Below are 18,824 nucleotides of genomic sequence, written 5' to 3'. Positions count from 1 at the left end.
ATGTATACCTATAAAACTGGACTCAGTACTTCTGAGCATGACCGTTTTGTTATAGATAGTCCTCAAACAAACTTATTACAAAGTAGTTCATGGGCTAAAATCAAGGATAGCTGGGGAAATGACCGCCTAGGTTTCTATCAAGATGGTAATCTCGTTGCTGTCGCTAGTGTCCTTATTCAGCCACTCCCTCTTGGATTTTCTATGATTTATATTCCTCGTGGACCTATTATGGATTATCAAGATAAAGATTTGCTCGCCTTTGTTATGGCTTCACTTAAAAAATATGCCAAAACAAAGCGTGCTCTCTTTGTGAAATTTGACCCAAGCCTTTTTGTGACAAAGAACCTGATTTCACAAGAAGCTGAAATCCGTAAAGAGACTATGGCGATTGCCAAAGACATCCAAGCTCTTGGCGTTGAATGGACAGGCCTCACTGAAGATATGGCTGAAAATATCCAACCTCGCTTCCAGGCTAACATCCATAAGGAAGATTTCACTGAAGAACAACTCTCTAAGAGCACCAAGCAGGCTGTTCGTACTGCTCGAAACAAGGGGATTTCAGTCCAATTTGGTGGCACTGAGCTTCTTGAACAATTCGCTTCTCTGATGAAGAAGACAGAGGCCCGTAAAAACATCCACCTTCGTGGAATCGATTATTATGAAAAGTTATTGACTACTTACCCAGAGTCTTCTTACATTACACTCTCAACACTAGATTTACCAGCCCGTCTCAAAGACCTCAATAAGCAACTCGAAAAGAACATTGCTGATGCAGCCAAGTTTACTGAAAAAACTAAACCAGGAAAAATCGAGAATAATAAACAAGAACACAAAAGACTAAAAGAAGAAATTGACTTCCTTCAAGAAAAGGTTGATGCTGGAAATAAGACGGTCCCACTCTCAGGTACACTCGTTCTTGAATTTGGCAAGACATCTGAGAATATCTATGCAGGAATGGATGAAGACTACCGCCGTTATCAACCGGCTATCCTGACATGGTATGAGACAGCTAATCACGCTTTCGAGCGTGGTGCCGAGTGGCAAAACATGGGAGGAATTGAAAATTCGCTTGATGGTGGCTTGTACAATTTCAAGTCAAAATTTAACCCACGCATTGAACAATTTATTGGGGAATTTAACCTTCCAGTTAGCCCTCTTTACGGACTAGCCAATTTTGCCTATAAACTCCGTAAGAAATTACGTAGCAAACATTAATAATATATAAAATGAGACTCCATCTTGGAAGTCTCATTTTTTGATGATATCTTAGTCTTTATCAGGAATAACCTTAAATAAATAATAGGTGATGAAGACTGTCAAGCAAAAAAGTCCGATTTTCACCCAAAGGATAGGTGCAAAAAAGATTGAAATTCCCATCAAAACATAGATTTGGATGATAATCTTTTTCTTTCGTTCTTTGGCAATTGATTTGGTTTCTCTAAAATCGGCTACATAACTTTGATATAGCTTAGTATGGTATAACCATTTCTCAAAACGTTTAGAACTTCTAGCAAAGCAAGCAATGGCTAAAAGTAGAAAAGGGGTTGTTGGTAAGATAGGAAGGGGAATCCCAAGAATTCCCAAACCGAGCGAGACAAACCCTAACGAGAGATAAATTACTTTCATGAATACTTTCCTTTTAAAAAGCTGCACTAAACACATTAGTGCAGCTCTTCTGCTATGTTTTAAATATCTGTCAGTGGTGTCGCTGTGTCTGGTGAGGTATCATAAACCTTGAAGTCAGTTCCAACACCAAAGTCAGCACGTGCCAGCTGATTTTCCATCGTCATGTGGGCCAACTCCTTGATATTATTTTCTTTAGAAAGGTGACCCAAGTAGATCTTTTTAGTTTTGTTACCTATGGTACGAATCATAGCATCCGCTCCATCTTCATTACATAAGTGACCTTGATCAGAGAGGATACGTTGCTTAGTTGACCAAGGATATGAACCTGCTCTGAGGATTTCAATATCATGATTGGACTCAATCAAATAGCCATCAGCATTCTCAATAATACCTGCCATGCGATCAGAAACATAACCCGTATCCGTCAGCATGACAAAACTTTTTCCATCTTTCATAAAGCGATAGAACTGTGGATCAATAGCATCGTGACTAACTCCAAAAGACTCAATATCAATGTCTCCAAAGGTCAGGAGCTTGTCACGAGAAAAAACATGTTTCTGGCTATTATCAATCTTGCCAAGCATATTTTTACTATCCATAATTTGCCAGGTTTTCTCATTGGCGTAGATATCCATGCCATATTTACGAGCTAAAACGCCTACACCATGGATGTGATCCTTGTGTTCATGAGTAACTAAGATAGCATCCAGATCACTCGGATCACGATCGATTTCAGCCAGCAAACTTGTGATTTTCTTACCAGACAAACCAGCGTCCACAAGAATCTTCTTTTCTGGAGTCTCCAAATAAAAGGAATTACCAGTTGACCCTGAAGCCAAAATACTATATTTAAACCCTAAATCTGAGGTCATTTCTACTACATCTCCCATTCATCAACCATCATGGCATCCTTGTCATATGGAAGCACAATTGTAAAAGTTGAACCCTTACCATACTCACTCTTAGCCCAAATAAAGCCCTTATGTTGCTTAATAATTTCTTTTGCAATGGACAAGCCAAGACCAGTTCCACCCTGAGCACGACTTCTAGCCTTATCAACACGGTAAAAACGGTCAAAAATTAACGGCAAATCCTTCTTAGGAATACCTAAACCTTGGTCAGAAATAGAAACAATCAACTGTGAATCAGTTGTCTTCATAGACACTGTAATCTTACCACCATCAGGCGAATACTTGATAGCATTATTAAGAATATTATCCACAACCTGGGTCATCTTATCTGTATCAATCTCCACCCAAATCGAGTTTACCGGATAATCTCGAATAATTTCGTAAGTTTTACCTGTATTGGTTTCTTGACTCTTAAACTGATCGAAACGATTCAATATATAGGTCATGAAGGCCGTGAAATTAGTCATTTCAACGTCAAGCTGGGTACTCTTATTGTCAATACGAGACAGTGCCAAAAGGTCAGAAATCATTCGCATCATACGATTGGTCTCATCCAAAGAAACTTTGATAAAGTTAGGGGCAATCTCTTCGTCAAGAGCACCATCATCAAGTGCCTCCAGATAAGATTTTACAGAAGTCAAAGGTGTACGCAACTCATGACTAACGTTTGATACAAAGAGTCGGCGTTCCCGCTCTTCTTTTTCCTGCTCAGTGGCATCGTGAAGGACGGCAACCAGACCTGAGACAAAACCAGATTCTTTACGAATAAGGGCAAAGTTAACGCGTAGGGTCACAAACTCATCGTTGGCATCTCGACGAGACAAATGAATCTCAGGAGTCTTAGATAACAATTCATTATAAGTATAGGGATTTTCGCCATCTAATAAATCTAAAATGGACATCTGTGTCGCTGTTTCAAAATCTAGATTCAACAAACGCTGAGCTGTGCTATTAATCATGGTAATTTGACCACGTCGATTAGTCGCAATGACTCCATCACTCATATAAGAGAGGACTGATGATAAGCGGTTTTTTTCCTGGGCTAGATTTTCATGCGTCAAACGAAAAACGTCCGATAAATCATTCAAGCTGTCAGCTAGCTCTAAAAGCTCTGGATCACCCTTTAAGCGTAACTCCTCATTATAGTTACCTGCCATTAGGGACTTGACTCTCTTGGTCAACTTTCGAATATTTTTGACTCGTCGATAATCACGATAAGCAAGAAAAATAAAGTAGAAAGCCACAAAAAGGAGCGTAAAGAGTAAGGCTAGTTCAAAGCTTGTGATGTTTAAGCCAATACTAGTCATAATTCTTCATATAATAACCAACACCACGACGCGTCAAAATATATTCAGGACGACTAGGTGTGTCTTCAATTTTTTCACGGAGACGACGAATGGTTACGTCAACCGTACGAACATCACCAAAATAGTCATAACCCCAAACAGTTTCAAGCAAATGTTCACGCGTCATTACTTGTCCCATATGAGTTGCCAAATGGAAAAGCAACTCAAATTCACGGTGTGTGAGTTCGACTTCATTTCCACGTTTTTTAGCAACAAATGCATCTGGAACAATAATCAACTCACCAATTGAAATTTCCTGCTTGCCTGAGTTAGAGCTTTCTTCTGCTGCTGTTTCAATAGTCTCTATACGACGCAAGTGAGCTTTGATACGTGCCAACAATTCACGATTAGAAAATGGTTTCGTCACATAGTCATCTGCCCCAATTTCTAGCCCGATAACCTTATCAAACTCGCTATCCTTAGCTGAAAGCATGATAATTGGTGTATGATTTGTCTTTCGAATTTCCTTAGCAACTTCTAGACCATCTAGTTCAGGCAGCATCAAGTCCAGGATGACCAAGTCTGGTTTTTCAGCTTCAAACTGCTCCAATGCTTCACGACCATCAAAGGCCGTAACTACTTCATAACCTTCTTTAGTCAGATTAAACTTGATGATATCCGAAATTGGTCTTTCATCATCAACAACAAGAATTTTTTTCATATAAACACCTCATCGGTTTTCTTAAGTCATTCAATTTTGTAAAGTAGAAAACTTTACGTATCAGACATATTATACCAAAAAATAGGTTAAGGACCAAGTTTCTACTATAGATATTGAGCTAATATACAAGCTTTCCTTGTTTTTTGAGATACCTTTGCTATGTGTAATCGGTTAAAAAACGAACCTTATGATTGAATTTTCAAACATTTTTGACATTTTCCTACATATATAGTAAAATACACTCTTGTTATTACATATATTAATGTAAAATTTTAGGAGGCTCTCATGGCACTTATCGAATTTAAAAATGTTAATAAATACTACGGAGATTATCATGCACTTCGTGACATCAATCTAGAAATTGAAAAAGGACAAGTTGTGGTTCTCTTGGGACCTTCTGGGTCTGGGAAATCTACCCTTATCCGTACAATCAACGCCTTGGAATCAATTGATAACGGTACACTTATCGTTAACGGGCATAATGTGACAGAAGCTTCTGCCAAAGACTTGGTTGAGCTTCGTAAGGAAGCAGGGATGGTATTCCAACACTTTAACCTCTACCCTCACAAAACTGTTCTTGAAAATGTCACTTTGGCACCTATCAAGGTTCTTGGAATCAGTAAGTCGGAAGCTGAAAAGACTGCTGAAAAATTCCTTCGTTACGTTAACATGTGGGACAAGAAAGATTCATACCCTGGTATGCTTTCTGGTGGACAAAAACAACGTATCGCTATTGCCCGTGGTCTTGCCATGAATCCTGAGCTCTTGCTCTTTGATGAGCCAACGTCAGCCCTTGACCCAGAGACTATTGGTGATGTACTTGCGGTTATGCAGAACCTTGCCAAAGGTGGCATGAACATGGTAGTTGTTACCCATGAAATGGGCTTTGCCCGCAGTGTGGCAGACCGTATCATTTTCATGGCTGAAGGTCAGGTTCTTGTGGATACTACGGATGTGGATGGTTTCTTTGATAATCCAACTGAACCTCGTGCTGTTCAATTCCTTTCTAAGATTATCGACCACAACTCTGATCGTGTCCAAGTCGATGCCTAAGGAGGGCTTATGTTAATCAAAAAACTTAGTCGCATTTTAGCTATCTCTGCTTTAGCATTTGTAGCAGTTCTCCTCTGGAACACTAAAAGTAGCCAAGCTGATGAAAGCAGTAAACTACTCAATAATGCTACAATTCAAAAAATTGTCAAAAAAGGGACTCTAAATGTTGGTGTCAAACAGGATGTCCCAAACTTTGGTTACTACTCAGCCAAAACCAATACCTATCAAGGTATGGAAATTGACCTCGCTAAGAAGATTGCCAAAGAACTTAAGGTTAAGGTGAATTTTACAGCGGTTACCCCTCAAACTCGTGAGGCCCTTATGGATAATGGGACTATTGACATGCTTATCGCTACTTATACCATTACAGATGAGCGTAAAGCTTCATATGCCATGTCAAACCCTTACTACTATGACCAAATCGGTTTCCTCGTTCAAACCAAATCTGGCTATAAGAAACTTTCTGATCTTAACGGTAAAACTATTGGAGTGTCTCAAGGGTCATCTGCCAAAGCCGCTGTTGAAGAGTACGCTTCAGCTAATAACCTTAAGTTCAATTATGTCCAACTCGGATCTTATCCTGAGTTAGCCGTATCACTCTATGCATACCGTATTGACGCCTTTGCTGGTGATAAATCAATCCTATCAGGTTACGAAAGTGATAAAACCAAAATTCTTGATGAAGGTTTCAAAACACAAGAATACGGTATTGCCTCAAGCAAGTCTAACCAAGAGTTGATTGATTATACCAACGATTTGTTAGCTAAATGGCAAAAAGATGGTAGCCTTCAAAAGCTCTACGATAAGTATCACTTGAAACCAGCTAAGGCTGAAGATAAATAGAAAGGAGTCCTGAATTTATGTATCTTTTAACTGAAACGGCTAGTCCTTTCACTCTTGAACGTTGGGCTGCTTTCTTCGCTAACTTTGGACAATTTGCCAAAGGTTTCTTCTATACCCTTGGCATTTCGATTGGTGCCTTGATTGTTGCCCTTCTTCTTGGGCTCATCTTTGGGGCTATGAGCTCTACTCACAACAAGGTTCTTCGTGGCATCTCACGTGTTTATGTCGAAATCTTCCAGAACACACCCTTGCTTGTCCAATTCGTGGTCGTCTTCTATGGGATTTCAATCTTAACTGATGGTCATGTCATGATTCCAATTTCATTGACAGCCATCCTTTGTGTGGGGGTCACACAGGAGCCTATATCTCTGAAATTATTCGTACAGGTATTGAGGCGGTTCCTAAAGGACAAACCGAAGCCGCTTTGTCTCAAGGATTCACCTACGCTGATACCATGCGTATCATCATCTTGCCTCAAGCGGTCCGTACTATCTTGCCGCCATTGACCAACCAAGTGGTTAACTTGATTAAGAATACTTCTACAGTTGCCATTATTTCTGGGGCTGATATCATGTTCACTGCTAAGGCTTGGGCTTATGATACCACTAACTATGTGCCGGCCTTCGCTGGGGCTGCCTTCCTCTACTTTATCATGTGTTTCCCTCTAGCTACTTGGGCACGTCGTAAAGAAGAAGAGAATAAGAAAGCTTACTAAGGAGGTCCACTATGTCAGAAGTTTTATCAGCTACTAACCTTAAATTCTTGGCACAAGGGATGTGGACGACCCTTTACTTGTCTTTCTTCATCATTGTGCTGTCTACCTTGTTCGGAACTATTCTGGCGGTTATGCGTAACGGAAAGAATCCTATTCTTCGTTGGATAGCTTCTATCTACGTTGAGTTCGTTCGTAACGTTCCTAACTTGCTTTGGATTTTCATTATCTTCTTGGTCTTCCAGCTTAAGTCTACAGTGGCAGGGATTACCTCTTTCACGGTCTTCACTTCAGCGGCCTTGGCGGAAATCATTCGTGGGGGACTGAACTCTATCGACCATGGCCAAACGGAAGCCGGCTTGTCTCAAGGGTTTAACAACAGACAAATCTTTATTTACATCATCTTCCCACAAGCTATTCGTAAGATGTTACCATCTATCATTTCTCAATTCGTAACAGTCATCAAGGATACTTCTTTCCTTTACTCTGTTATCGCCTTACAAGAATTATTTGGTAAGAGTCAGATTTTGATGGGTGGTTACTACGAACCAAGTCAAATCTTTACCTTATATGGTATCGTGGCTTTAGCCTATTTCGTGGTCAACTTTGCCATCTCTAGCTACTCTCGCTACCTCTCTAAACAATGGGAGCAAGCTAGTGAATAAAACAAAAAACTCACCTGAGGGTGGATTTTTGTTTGCTCATATTTATATCAAAAAAATGATTAATTATTTAGTAAAAACCGAACGTTTTGAAAGAATATTCGGAATTTTTTGACTTTCGCCTTTGCTTATGCTAAAATTTAATACATGTTAGAAAAGCTAACAAGTAAATCCATTATAGGAGGCTCTTATGGCACTTATTGAATTTAAAAATGTTAATAAATACTACGGAGACTATCATGCACTTCGTGACATCAATCTAGAAATTGAAAAAGGACAAGTTGTGGTTCTCTTGGGACCTTCTGGGTCTGGGAAATCTACCCTTATCCGTACAATCAACGCCCTGGAATCAATTGATAACGGTACGCTTATCGTTAACGGACATAATGTTACGGAAGCTTCTGCCAAAGACTTGGTTGAGCTACGTAAGGAAGCAGGGATGGTATTCCAGCACTTTAACCTCTACCCTCACAAAACTGTTCTTGAAAATGTCACTTTGGCACCCATCAAGGTTCTTGGAATCAGTAAGGCAGAAGCCGAAAAGACTGCTGAAAAATTCCTTCGTTACGTTAATATGTGGGACAAGAAAGATTCATACCCTGGTATGCTTTCTGGTGGACAAAAACAACGTATCGCTATCGCCCGTGGTCTTGCCATGAATCCTGAGCTCTTGCTCTTTGATGAGCCAACGTCAGCCCTTGACCCAGAGACTATCGGTGACGTACTGGCGGTTATGCAGAACCTTGCCAAAGGTGGCATGAACATGGTAGTTGTTACCCACGAAATGGGCTTTGCCCGCAGTGTGGCAGACCGTATCATTTTCATGGCTGAAGGTCAGGTTCTTGTGGATACTACGGATGTGGATGGTTTCTTTGACAATCCAACTGAACCTCGTGCTGTTCAATTCCTTTCTAAGATTATCGACCACAACTCTGATCGTGTCCAAGTGGATGCATAAGGAGGTTGCCTATGATTTTCAAAAAAATCTTACGTTACCTAACTGTCGCATGCTTAACAATTCTCACTATTTTTCTTATCTCGAGTCACAAGACTAAGGCTGAAGACACTAGTAAGCTCCTAGATAGCAAAGCAGTCCAAAAATCGTTAAGCGAGGAACACTTAATGTCGGTGTCAAGCAAGACGTTCCTAACTTTGGTTACTATTCTGCTAAGACTAATGCCTACGAAGGGATGGAAGTTGATCTTGCTAAAAAAATCGCCAAAGAACTTAAGGTTAAGGTCAATTACATTCCAGTAACAACGCAAACCCGTGAACCACTTATGGATAACGGAACTATCGACTTACTTATCGCTACCTATACCATCAATGATGAACGTAAGGCTTCTTATGCCATCTCAAATCCTTACTACTATGACCAAATTGGTTTCTTGGTTCTTAAGGACTCAGGTATTAACAAAATCTCAGACTTGAATGGTAAGACTATCGGTGTTTCTCAAGGTGCGTCAACTAAGGCTGCTTTGCAGAGTATGCTTCAGCTAATAACCTTAAGTTCAACTATGTTCAACTCGGATCTTTCCCAGAATTGGCTGTTTCTCTTTACGCTCACCGCGTCGACGCTTTCTCAGTTGATAAATCTATCCTCTCTGGATATGAAAGTAAAAAGACTAAAACCTTAAAAGAAGGTTTCAAAACACAAGAATACGGTATTGCCTCAAGCAAGTCTAACCAAGAGTTGATTGATTATACCAACGATTTGTTGACTAAATGGCAAAAAGATGGTAGCCTTCAAAAGCTCTACGATAAGTATCACTTGAAACCAGCTAAAGCTGAAGATAAATAGAAAGGAGTCCTGAATTTATGTATCTTTTAACTGAAACGGCTAGTCCTTTCGCTCTTGAACGTTGGGCTGCTTTCTTCGCTAACTTTGGACAATTTGCCAAAGGTTTCTTCTATACCCTTGGCATTTCGATTGGTGCCTTGATTGTTGCCCTTCTTCTTGGGCTCATCTTTGGGGCTATGAGCTCTACTCACAACAAGGTTCTTCGTGGCATCTCACGTGTTTATGTCGAAATCTTCCAGAACACACCCTTGCTTGTCCAATTTGTGGTCGTCTTCTATGGGATTTCAATCTTAACTGATGGTCATGTCATGATCCCAATTTCATTGACAGCCATCCTTTGTGTGGGGGTCTACACAGGAGCCTATATCTCTGAAATTATTCGTACAGGTATTGAGGCGGTTCCTAAAGGTCAAACCGAAGCGGCTTTGTCTCAAGGATTTACCTACGCTGATACCATGCGTATCATCATCTTGCCTCAAGCAGTGCGTACTATCTTGCCGCCATTGACCAACCAAGTGGTTAACTTGATTAAGAATACTTCTACAGTTGCCATTATTTCTGGGGCTGATATCATGTTCACTGCTAAGGCTTGGGCTTATGATACCACTAACTATGTGCCGGCCTTCGCTGGGGCTGCCTTCCTCTACTTTATCATGTGTTTCCCTCTAGCTACTTGGGCACGTCGTAAAGAAGAAGAGAATAAGAAAGCTTACTAAGGAGGTCCACTATGTCAGAAGTTTTATCAGCTACTAACCTTAAATTCTTGGCACAAGGGATGTGGACAACCCTTTACTTGTCTTTCTTCATCATTGTGCTGTCTACCTTGTTCGGAACTATTCTGGCGGTTATGCGTAACGGAAAGAATCCTATTCTTCGTTGGATGGCTTCTATCTACGTTGAGTTCGTTCGTAACGTTCCTAACTTGCTTTTGATTTTCATTATCTTCTTGGTCTTCCAGCTTAAGTCTACGGCGGCAGGGATTACCTCTTTCACGGTCTTCACTTCAGCGGCCTTGGCGGAAATCATTCGTGGGGGACTCAACTCTATCGACCATGGCCAAACGGAAGCCGGCTTGTCTCAAGGGTTTAACAACAGACAAATCTTTATTTACATCATCTTCCCACAAGCTATTCGTAAGATGTTACCATCTATCATTTCTCAATTCGTAACAGTCATCAAGGATACTTCTTTCCTTTACTCTGTTATCGCCTTACAAGAATTATTTGGTAAGAGTCAGATTTTGATGGGTGGTTATTACGAACCAAGCCAAATCTTTACCTTATACGGTATCGTGGCTTTAGCCTATTTCGTGGTCAACTTTGCCATTTCTAGCTACTCTCGCTACCTCTCTAAACAATGGGAGCAAGCTAGTGAATAAAACAAAAAACTCACCTGTAGGTGGGTTTTTATTTTCTGGATACTAAAAACGATTCCAATCAGAGTCGTTCGTTGCTTTAATTCACCGTTACTTTTCCTGAATAATAATCTAGGGTAATCCCTTCTTGTACATTTGGAACAAAGACATTGAACTCAAGTGAGCCATCAGCTGACTTGGCTTCAAGATGTGATCCTGATGGAATGAGGTTATCTCCTTCATAAATCAGGGTAACGCGATAACGGACACGTTTGTTTTTATCCTGAGCTTTTCGTACCAGGCTTTCATAATAGTTTTGGCCCGTAGAACTTTCGCTATTAGCTTGGTTAGCCCAAGCAGTTTGAACGGCAATATTTTCTGGATTTGAAGTCGAGGCATCAAATCCTTTGAGACCACCTACAAGTGCATAACCCAACAAATGACCTCTATCTACGGCATGACTATACTCTCCTGAAAGATTGTGAACTTGATGCCATCCAGCAGGTGTCCAAGAGGTTGAGCCATTCCCTGTTTCTTGACGATTTTTGTACTGTCTGGTTGCTTTACTTAATAAGGCATTCGCAACTGTAGGAACCGTTTGTCCTTGAACCGTTTTGACTTGGTTATTGGCATAGGGTTGGCTGGAAACCTTAGCATTTAGATTAGTCTTATTACCATTAACAATATAAGCCCCTGCCCCATTCCATTCTAAGGAGTTTCCTAGTTGACTCTTGACGGAACTAGTCATCACTGACTCAGCAAGCTGCTCTTGTGGCGTAGCTTTTCCATTTGTTGAACCGTTTGATTTGACGGAGTTATTGGATTTTCCCGAGACTAAACTAGCTACCTGCTTGATTGGATTATTAGGCGATAGCTTATTGCTCGTCCCAATGTAACCTAAAACTGCAATCAAGACCGCTATTAGTAACGAGACTAGCTGACGTTTCTGTTTATTTGTTAAAGATGTCTTTCTTTTTGCCATTGTTCTCTTTCTTTTATATGAATGTCATGACTAAAGGAGCGGGATTACTTCCCACTCCCTTTTATTTTCCTGTAAATTTAGCAACAATTGCCTGCCAGGTTTCTGGTTTTAAGATGTTTATAGGATCCTTGCCCTCTCCTAAAACAGCATAGCCAATCATCAATCCGATTGCTAGAAAAGCAAGGCCAATCACACACACACTCAAAACAAGTAATAATTGACGAAAAACATAGCCTTTACCAGTTTCCATACTAAGCCTCACTTACACGTGAAATATTTGCTCCTAGTTTAGCAAGTTTCTCATGGAATTGATAATAACCACGATCCAAGTGTGTCAACTTACCAACAGTAGTTGTTCCTTCAGCCACCATCCCTGTAAGAATTAGTGCTGCCGAAGCTCGAAGGTCAGTAGACATAACTTGAGCACCTTGAAGTGGCAAACCACCGTGAATCATAGCCGTATCACGAAGGATTTCTGAATGAAGTCCCATACGACGCATTTCTTCTAAGTGTTGGAAGCGATTCTCAAAGACTGTTTCAATCATGGTTGATTCCCCGTTTACCACTGCCATAAGTGCTGTAAATTGAGCTTGCATGTCAGTTGGGAAACCTGGGTGAGGTAGAGTTTTAACGGTTACTGGTTTCAATTGTGAAACATCAGATTTAACACGAATACCGCCGTCTTCTTCCTTAACATAGACACCCATTTCCAATAATTTTGAAATCAAAGGACGGTTATGTTCCCAAATAGCATCTTTGATAAGGACATCACCAGAAGTCATGGCTGCTGCTACCATAAAGGTACCTGCTTCAATACGGTCCTGAACAACCGCATGTTTAGTACCATGGAGAGCTTTAACACCTTTAATCACGAGTGATTCAGTTCCAGCACCTTTGACATCTGCTCCCATCTCGTTAAGAAGAAGGGCCAAGTCAACGATTTCTGGTTCACGCGCAGCATTTTCAATGGTTGTAACTCCATCAGCCAAAGTGGCTGCCATCATAAGGTTTTGAGTGGCACCGACAGATGGAAAGTCCATATAAATAGTTGCACCTTTTAGTTTTTCTGCTGTCGCAGTGATGTCACCACCAACTTGGGTAATTTTAGCACCCATTGCTTCTAAACCTTTGAGGTGGAGGTCAATCGGACGGCTACCAATCGTACAACCTCCAGGCATTGAAACCTTCGCGTGGCCATTGCGGGCAAGAATTGGTCCAAGTACTACGATAGACGCACGCATCTTGCTCACATACTCATATGGTGCCTGATCGAGAATTTCTCCACTAGCATCAACGACAACGGTATTGTTTTCCTCGTCAAAGTCTACAGCAATATCTAAACCACGAACAACATTATTCATCGTGTAAACATCTGACAAGATTGGAACATTAGTTAAGGTTGTTTGACCTTCCGAGGCCAAGATAGTCGCTGCCAACAAGGGGAGGACCGCGTTTTTAGCACCTTCAATGACAACCTCACCACTTAATCGAGTGTTGCCACCCTGCACAATAATTTTATCCATAAGGATTCCTTTCAAGGGTCATTTTCATCTTTTTGTATTATATCAAAAGTCTTTTAAAAACACTAATTTAAGAAATCGAGCTTGCTAACGATTGACATAGCGTTAAAACATATATAAAGAATGAACTTACTAGAAAACCAATGGCAATACTAATAAAAAGCAAGAATAATCTCAATTTCCCAGTGTTAACAATAACATTTTTGGTTATTTTTTCCCAATCAAAAAGCGTATTCACCATCTGATAAGTTAAACCAATAAAAACCAAGTGGCTCGCTAGAGGAACCATATCATTTAAAATAGTCATCAAACTATTATATCATAGAAGACTTACATAAAACATAAGAAGAATCATTAAAAATACGACTTTTTACATTTGATTTCTTTATTAGTTTTCACCATTAAGAGCCATTGTTAACCAACTTAAGAATCTTTCAAAATGAGATTTTCCGTGTTCATTCGAGATTGAAATTTAATTTATTTTCAATCATTAGTCATAAGAAAAAATCTTCCCTAAGCTACTGTTTCCAAATAACAGGTTTAGGGAAGATTTTGAGTCATTAGTTAACTATTACTTAGAAGAATTCCATGGCTACTAAAGTAATAATCGCAGAATCATAATAATTCTTAACAGGAAGATCCTGCATAAAGACAATCTTATTCTGCTGAACTAATTTCAAGTACTTTTGATCCTTCTCAGCCGCAAAAGCAATTGGTGCTTTAAAACTTGCAGCTTGGTGGTCGTCTAAAAACTTACCAGACAAATTGTAATTTGAAAAGACATTTTTCTGAGTCATAAAGAAATCCAACATCTTATTAAGGACTTTCTGACTCTTTTCATCGTTACTCTGAGTAAGATTGTATGGAAGACGACAAGCATTATAAGAATACGTTGAATCAAACTGATTTGAGATGGTGTAAGGCTTAACCACACGAGCCCCTGATTCATCCACCCAGATAAAGTCTGGAATTAATCCAGTCTTAGTTTTAGAACTAATCGTTTCAAGACTACTTAACATCTTGTTATTAATATCCAACCATTTTTTATCTTTTGTAACTTCATAAAAAGCTTGGAACTGCTTAGGTACAGTATCTGAAGTTCTCATAAGATTATAATATTTGGAATCTTTGTTCGCCCAGTTCCCAACAGTCAAAATTCCAATATTTTCATTATAGTTATACTTGAGAATATCCTGCAAGAGGGCCTTGGCCTGTGTTTGATACTCATCTTTATGGCTTGGCCATTGTTTTGAGGCTTCAATCAAGGCATAGGCAATATAAAGGTCCCCGTCAGTTGCATTGTGATCATCAACATTTTTAGCACTTTTTTGAACAATTTGTTCCCAAGACATCAATTGATTGCCTTCAATACGATGTGACAAATAATACTTGTAGAGTCTTTCAAAATCTTTTTGATTAGCTAAACCTTTCTTAGCTGCTCGCACGGTGATTAGCATTCCGTAACTTTGTGACTCGGAAAGAACAACATCTTTGTCTTTGTCATTAGTAGTTTTGACATATGCTTCGTTGCCTTTTTTGACTACGAAGTGTTTTTCCCATTTTTGATAAATTCTATCTTGAATATCAGTTTTCGTTTTCATTCTTATGGTAAACATTGAAAAAACAAATAAGCCAAGGATAACTACAAACCATAAATATTTAAAATATTTTGTTTTCATACATACTCCTATTCTGCAAAACGCTTAGTTTTAACCCATGTTGTTCCTTCACGATGAAGAATTTTATCCATGATAATAGACCACAACGAATCTAAAGAAACAATAATGAATAACTGTGCGTAACTAAAATAAGAGAGAATCGCTAACCAAATTTGTTTGCTGGTTGCTTGTCCAAATTGTGAAGCTAGGGCAACATTGATTTGCAATAAATATAATCCAATCATCAAGAGCCAGTTAAACAACATTAATTGAGCAATGTAAATATTACTTGCATCAAAGGCAAACGGAATCTGCACGGTTGGGAAAAAGATATGTAAAACAATGGCTAAGACATTAGCAAAGAAGATTAAATCAGATAAGACAATTGCACCATTAAACCAGAAGAAAATACAAGAGTAATTCGCTACTTCTAGTTTTACACGCCAATTTCCTTTACCGAACAAATGTTTAAAATTCGAGATAACAACTTCGTAATTACCTTTTGCCCAACGCTTACGTTGCATATAATAACTTTTAAGCGTTTCAGGTTCTTGTTGGAAGGCTTCAGAATTATATGCCAGGGCAATTAATTTACCACTTTGCATAATCTTGAAGGAAATATCGGTATCTTCGGTCAAGGCACCATTTCGCCAACCACCAATACTTTTAACGAATTCAGTTTGAATAATGAAGTTCGTTCCTGGAATACGACCAATTTTAAATAAATGCCACATTCCAACGTGGTGAACACGTTGCGTGACAACAATCTCTTGATTGATACAACGTGTTAAGAAATTTTGTTTTGCATTTCTTGTTTTATTACGGCCAAAGGACGCCACTCTTCGTTCTGGATCCTTCATCACTTCTTTAACTAAGAAGTAAAGTGCATTAGTTTCAGGCATGGCATCCGCATCATAAATACAGATATATTCTCCATCAGCCATTTTAAGGGCATCGTTCAGAACACCTGCTTTACCACCAGTACCCTTACGATTAATAATGGTAATATTACGTCCAGCATACTCTGGCAAGGCTTGAACAGCTAAACACTCTTGGTAAGTATTATCTGAACAGTTATCCGCAAACAAAAGTAGCTCTACCTTGTCATGAGGATAATTCATATTCAAGATAGCTTTAGCCGTTTGAGAGATAACAACATCTTCATTATGGGCTGGAACTACAATCGTAACCTTAGGATAATAAGGAAGTTCCTCCTTATCAACCTTAAAATCACTATGTTTCAACCAAAAATGAACAGCTGATACCAGAATAACAACACCCCAAATTAAGGAAATCCAGATGGATATTAGGGTGAAAATCATTAAAAACTGACTAACCATGTTTCACCGCCTTGAAATTATGAGAAACACGTTCATATATTACTGTATAAACAGTAAACAAAACAATGAAAGCAATCGCAAAAATAAGGCTAATACATAAAGCAAATACAAAAAACAAGTTTGTGATAGTCATAACTTCCCCCTAATACTCAACAATAATATCCGTTTCTAACTGACGGTTTAAATTACTCATTAATTCACTATAGTTATCAAATTTTTTGGAATTCTTTTTATCAATGACAAGAAAACCTGATTGAAATTGAATACCTTGATAACTACTTCCCCTAGTGAATGTCATTTCTTTTAGATGTTCTTCAAGACTAGTTTTATAAATCTTTTCTAAGTTTCTAGATTCATTTTTTGAGAGGATTAAGTAGCTCCCCTCAGAAACATAAAAGACTTGCTCAAAGCGATCCAGCTTATCTGAAATCTGATGATAGATACTAGCAAGCAAATGGTTATATTCACGAGGACTCAATTCAAAGAATTGTTCTTCATGAGACCAATGTATCAAAAGTGCTTGAACAGGTTTTTTATCCTCTAATAAATCACGATAAGCGTTACTAGCCTTGACTTCTTCAATCTGAACAGATGAAATAAATTTATAGAAGTAATACTTAATCTTTGAAAGTATCCCCATTAACAAAGGAAAACTGAATATAAGAACTAATGTATCATTCAGTGGAAGATAGACAACACCACTAACCAATACAAAGATACTTAAAGCAAAACTTAAAATGATTAGCCAAGTAATCAGAATCTCTGTTAAGAAACATACTGCAGCAATACCTAAAATCAGAAAGAAAGCTTCAAACATGAATAAATTAGGATTGACTTGATTACAGTAGAGAAATAGTAATGCTTCAAAGAAAATCAAACATAAAATCCAATACCAGATTTTTTTATCTCTTTTCACACTCAATTTCCTCCTTCGTGAAACTCTGATACAGAATCTTCCAAATTAAAGTACACTTTAATCGCTTGAACAATTCTCTCAGATGCTTTACCATCACCATAAGGATTAGGAGCTTCAGACATTTCTTTATAAAGAGCTTCTTCAGTTAAAAGTGAAGTCATTGCTTCTTTCACCTTGTCTGGATCAGTTCCGACAAGTTTCAATGTTCCTGCTTTAACACCTTCTGGACGCTCTGTTGTATCTCGTAATACTAAAACAGGTTTTCCAAGTGATGGAGCTTCTTCTTGAACACCACCAGAATCCGACATAATAAAGTAACTTCTAGAAGCTAAATTATGAAAATCAAAGACATCTAAAGGTGCGATAAGATGAATTCTATCATGATCACCTAAAATTTCTTTTGCTACAGCTTGTACAGAAGGGCTCAAATGAACAGGGTAAACCACTTCAATTTCAGAATGCTCATCTACCATATGACGAAGAGTTTTAAATACTCGACGCATTGGCTCACCTTGATTCTCTCTTCGGTGCATTGTTACTAAGATAATTTTTTTATTCTCATCGATTTTATCGAGAACTTCATGATAATAATTATCTTTAACTGTAAGTTTTAAGGCATCAATCGCTGTGTTACCAGTGACATAAATTGCCTCTTTTTTATGATTTTCCGACAATAAGTTTGCTTTACTTTCTTGAGTAGGTGCAAAATACAAATCAGAAAGGCTGTCAGTCATCTGACGATTCATTTCCTCTGGATATGGTGAATATTTATCATAAGTTCTAAGCCCAGCCTCAACGTGACCGATACTTACTTTATTGTAAAATGCAACCAAGCCAGCAGCAAATGTTGTTGTTGTATCACCATGAACCAAAACCAAATCAGGTTGTTCCTTCTTAACAACTGGATCAAAATTAGCCAAAATTTTAGAAGTAATTTCCTGAAGTGATTGGTTTTTTCCCATGATATCCAAATCATAATCAGGAACTATCTCAAAAGTCTCCAAAACTTGGTCAAGCATTTGACGGTGTTGAGCTGTGACTACTGTAATAGTATTAATGGTTTCTTGATGTTTTTTCAACTCAAGAATTAATGGTTTCTTGATGTTTTTTCAACTCAAGAATTAATGGCGCCATCTTAATTGCCTCTGGTCTTGTCCCAAAGACAACCATAATATTTAATTTTCCCATAAGATCCCCCCTATGACCTATACGAAATCAATATAATATTGACAAATAACACTCTACATTATCACTTTATTATCCCCAATAATAAGGAAGATGAGATACTCTTCCTCCAAAAGCATTAAAGGGAATGCCCTGGCTTATTGGTCATATTTCGAAATGATGTAAAGTAGATAAAGAAAAAGGTCTCAATAAAAAGACTATCATTACGTATAAAATTCAAGAAGTTAAGACAAAAGTCAACTCATATCACCCAA

Annotated in this window: 18 protein-coding genes and 3 pseudogenes; 9 read left to right on the top strand and 12 right to left on the bottom strand. The window is 38.6% G+C overall.

The genetic code is table 11. The features are described 5' to 3' along the window. A complete protein-coding gene (locus ACWPVZ_RS06845) occupies positions 1–1,215 on the top strand; it encodes an aminoacyltransferase (protein ID WP_347105364.1) in 1,215 nt (404 codons plus the stop codon). Between the two features lie 51 nt (positions 1,216–1,266). Here the strand turns inward: ACWPVZ_RS06845 and ACWPVZ_RS06840 are convergent, their stop codons facing one another. Genes ACWPVZ_RS06840 through yycF form a run of 4 tightly spaced genes read right to left on the bottom strand, consistent with a single transcriptional unit; the run spans position 1,267 to position 4,544 of the window. Continuing rightward, entirely contained in the window at positions 1,267–1,626 is a 360-nt protein-coding gene (locus ACWPVZ_RS06840; RefSeq protein WP_045769141.1) for a YbaN family protein, read from the bottom strand. 59 nt (positions 1,627–1,685) lie between these two features. Further along, positions 1,686–2,498: an MBL fold metallo-hydrolase gene (locus ACWPVZ_RS06835; protein ID WP_037600654.1), complete on the bottom strand. Its 813-nt coding sequence runs from the start codon at positions 2,496–2,498 to the stop codon at positions 1,686–1,688. Positions 2,499–2,503: 5 nt separating this feature from the next. Further along, a complete protein-coding gene (gene vicK, locus ACWPVZ_RS06830; protein WP_454381524.1) occupies positions 2,504–3,844 on the bottom strand; it encodes a cell wall metabolism sensor histidine kinase VicK in 1,341 nt (446 codons plus the stop codon). Next, the gene (gene yycF, locus ACWPVZ_RS06825) at positions 3,837–4,544 is read right to left on the bottom strand and encodes a response regulator YycF (protein WP_454381522.1); all 708 of its coding nucleotides are present in this window, start codon (positions 4,542–4,544) and stop codon (positions 3,837–3,839) included. The genes vicK and yycF overlap by 8 nt, the downstream gene beginning before the upstream one ends. A 285-nt stretch (positions 4,545–4,829) precedes the next feature. On the opposite strand from yycF, the gene ACWPVZ_RS06820 reads away from it, so the two are divergent. The 8 genes and pseudogenes from ACWPVZ_RS06820 (at position 4,830) to ACWPVZ_RS06785 (ending at position 10,993) form a co-directional block, all read left to right on the top strand. After that, positions 4,830–5,597 carry an amino acid ABC transporter ATP-binding protein gene (locus ACWPVZ_RS06820; protein ID WP_454381520.1) on the top strand — a complete coding sequence of 256 codons (768 nt, stop codon included), beginning with the start codon at positions 4,830–4,832 and terminating at the stop codon, positions 5,595–5,597. A gap of 9 nt (positions 5,598–5,606) precedes the next feature. After that, positions 5,607–6,440: a transporter substrate-binding domain-containing protein gene (locus ACWPVZ_RS06815; RefSeq protein WP_198463941.1), complete on the top strand. Its 834-nt coding sequence runs from the start codon at positions 5,607–5,609 to the stop codon at positions 6,438–6,440. A 17-nt stretch (positions 6,441–6,457) separates the two neighbouring features. Then, positions 6,458–7,155: pseudogene (locus ACWPVZ_RS06810) on the top strand (amino acid ABC transporter permease). A gap of 11 nt (positions 7,156–7,166) precedes the next feature. Then, positions 7,167–7,817 carry an amino acid ABC transporter permease gene (locus ACWPVZ_RS06805; RefSeq protein WP_454381518.1) on the top strand — a complete coding sequence of 217 codons (651 nt, stop codon included), beginning with the start codon at positions 7,167–7,169 and terminating at the stop codon, positions 7,815–7,817. A 187-nt stretch (positions 7,818–8,004) separates the two neighbouring features. After that, complete coding sequence (locus ACWPVZ_RS06800) at positions 8,005–8,772, top strand: amino acid ABC transporter ATP-binding protein (RefSeq protein ID WP_002885036.1); 768 nt, start codon at positions 8,005–8,007, stop codon at positions 8,770–8,772. Between the two features lie 11 nt (positions 8,773–8,783). Next, positions 8,784–9,615: pseudogene (locus tag ACWPVZ_RS06795) on the top strand (transporter substrate-binding domain-containing protein). Positions 9,616–9,632: 17 nt separating this feature from the next. Next, the gene (locus ACWPVZ_RS06790) at positions 9,633–10,331 is read left to right on the top strand and encodes an amino acid ABC transporter permease (protein WP_002886251.1); all 699 of its coding nucleotides are present in this window, start codon (positions 9,633–9,635) and stop codon (positions 10,329–10,331) included. An 11-nt stretch (positions 10,332–10,342) separates the two neighbouring features. Then, a complete protein-coding gene (locus ACWPVZ_RS06785) occupies positions 10,343–10,993 on the top strand; it encodes an amino acid ABC transporter permease (RefSeq protein WP_454381515.1) in 651 nt (216 codons plus the stop codon). Positions 10,994–11,069: 76 nt separating this feature from the next. Here ACWPVZ_RS06785 and ACWPVZ_RS06780 read toward each other — a convergent pair whose 3' ends face one another. The 8 genes and pseudogenes from ACWPVZ_RS06780 to wecB all read right to left on the bottom strand — a co-directional run bounded on the left by ACWPVZ_RS06780 (position 11,070) and on the right by wecB (position 18,573). Next, positions 11,070–11,951 carry a DNA/RNA non-specific endonuclease gene (locus ACWPVZ_RS06780; RefSeq protein ID WP_175060663.1) on the bottom strand — a complete coding sequence of 294 codons (882 nt, stop codon included), beginning with the start codon at positions 11,949–11,951 and terminating at the stop codon, positions 11,070–11,072. A 61-nt stretch (positions 11,952–12,012) separates the two neighbouring features. Beyond that, a complete protein-coding gene (locus ACWPVZ_RS06775; RefSeq protein ID WP_201709893.1) occupies positions 12,013–12,201 on the bottom strand; it encodes a DNA-directed RNA polymerase subunit beta in 189 nt (62 codons plus the stop codon). Position 12,202: 1 nt separating this feature from the next. Next, positions 12,203–13,474 carry a UDP-N-acetylglucosamine 1-carboxyvinyltransferase gene (gene murA, locus ACWPVZ_RS06770; protein WP_064525319.1) on the bottom strand — a complete coding sequence of 424 codons (1,272 nt, stop codon included), beginning with the start codon at positions 13,472–13,474 and terminating at the stop codon, positions 12,203–12,205. Positions 13,475–13,541: 67 nt separating this feature from the next. Further along, positions 13,542–13,778 carry a DUF1146 family protein gene (locus tag ACWPVZ_RS06765; RefSeq protein ID WP_004182616.1) on the bottom strand — a complete coding sequence of 79 codons (237 nt, stop codon included), beginning with the start codon at positions 13,776–13,778 and terminating at the stop codon, positions 13,542–13,544. 268 nt (positions 13,779–14,046) lie between these two features. Next, the gene (locus tag ACWPVZ_RS06760) at positions 14,047–15,150 is read right to left on the bottom strand and encodes a glycosyl hydrolase family 8 (RefSeq protein ID WP_004182617.1); all 1,104 of its coding nucleotides are present in this window, start codon (positions 15,148–15,150) and stop codon (positions 14,047–14,049) included. Positions 15,151–15,158: 8 nt separating this feature from the next. Continuing rightward, positions 15,159–16,469: a glycosyltransferase family 2 protein gene (locus tag ACWPVZ_RS06755; RefSeq protein ID WP_004182618.1), complete on the bottom strand. Its 1,311-nt coding sequence runs from the start codon at positions 16,467–16,469 to the stop codon at positions 15,159–15,161. 142 nt (positions 16,470–16,611) lie between these two features. Next, positions 16,612–17,385, bottom strand: a complete 774-nt coding sequence (locus ACWPVZ_RS06750) for a hypothetical protein (RefSeq protein WP_454381511.1) — start codon at positions 17,383–17,385, stop codon at positions 16,612–16,614. A 2-nt stretch (positions 17,386–17,387) separates the two neighbouring features. Further along, a pseudogene (gene wecB / locus ACWPVZ_RS06745) lies at positions 17,388–18,573 on the bottom strand (non-hydrolyzing UDP-N-acetylglucosamine 2-epimerase). Positions 18,574–18,824 lie beyond the last annotated feature (251 nt).

This window comes from Streptococcus sp. Marseille-Q6379, from assembly GCF_965119505.1.
Note: the sequence above shows the minus strand (reverse complement) of the source record. Positions and strands in the feature narration are given on the sequence as shown.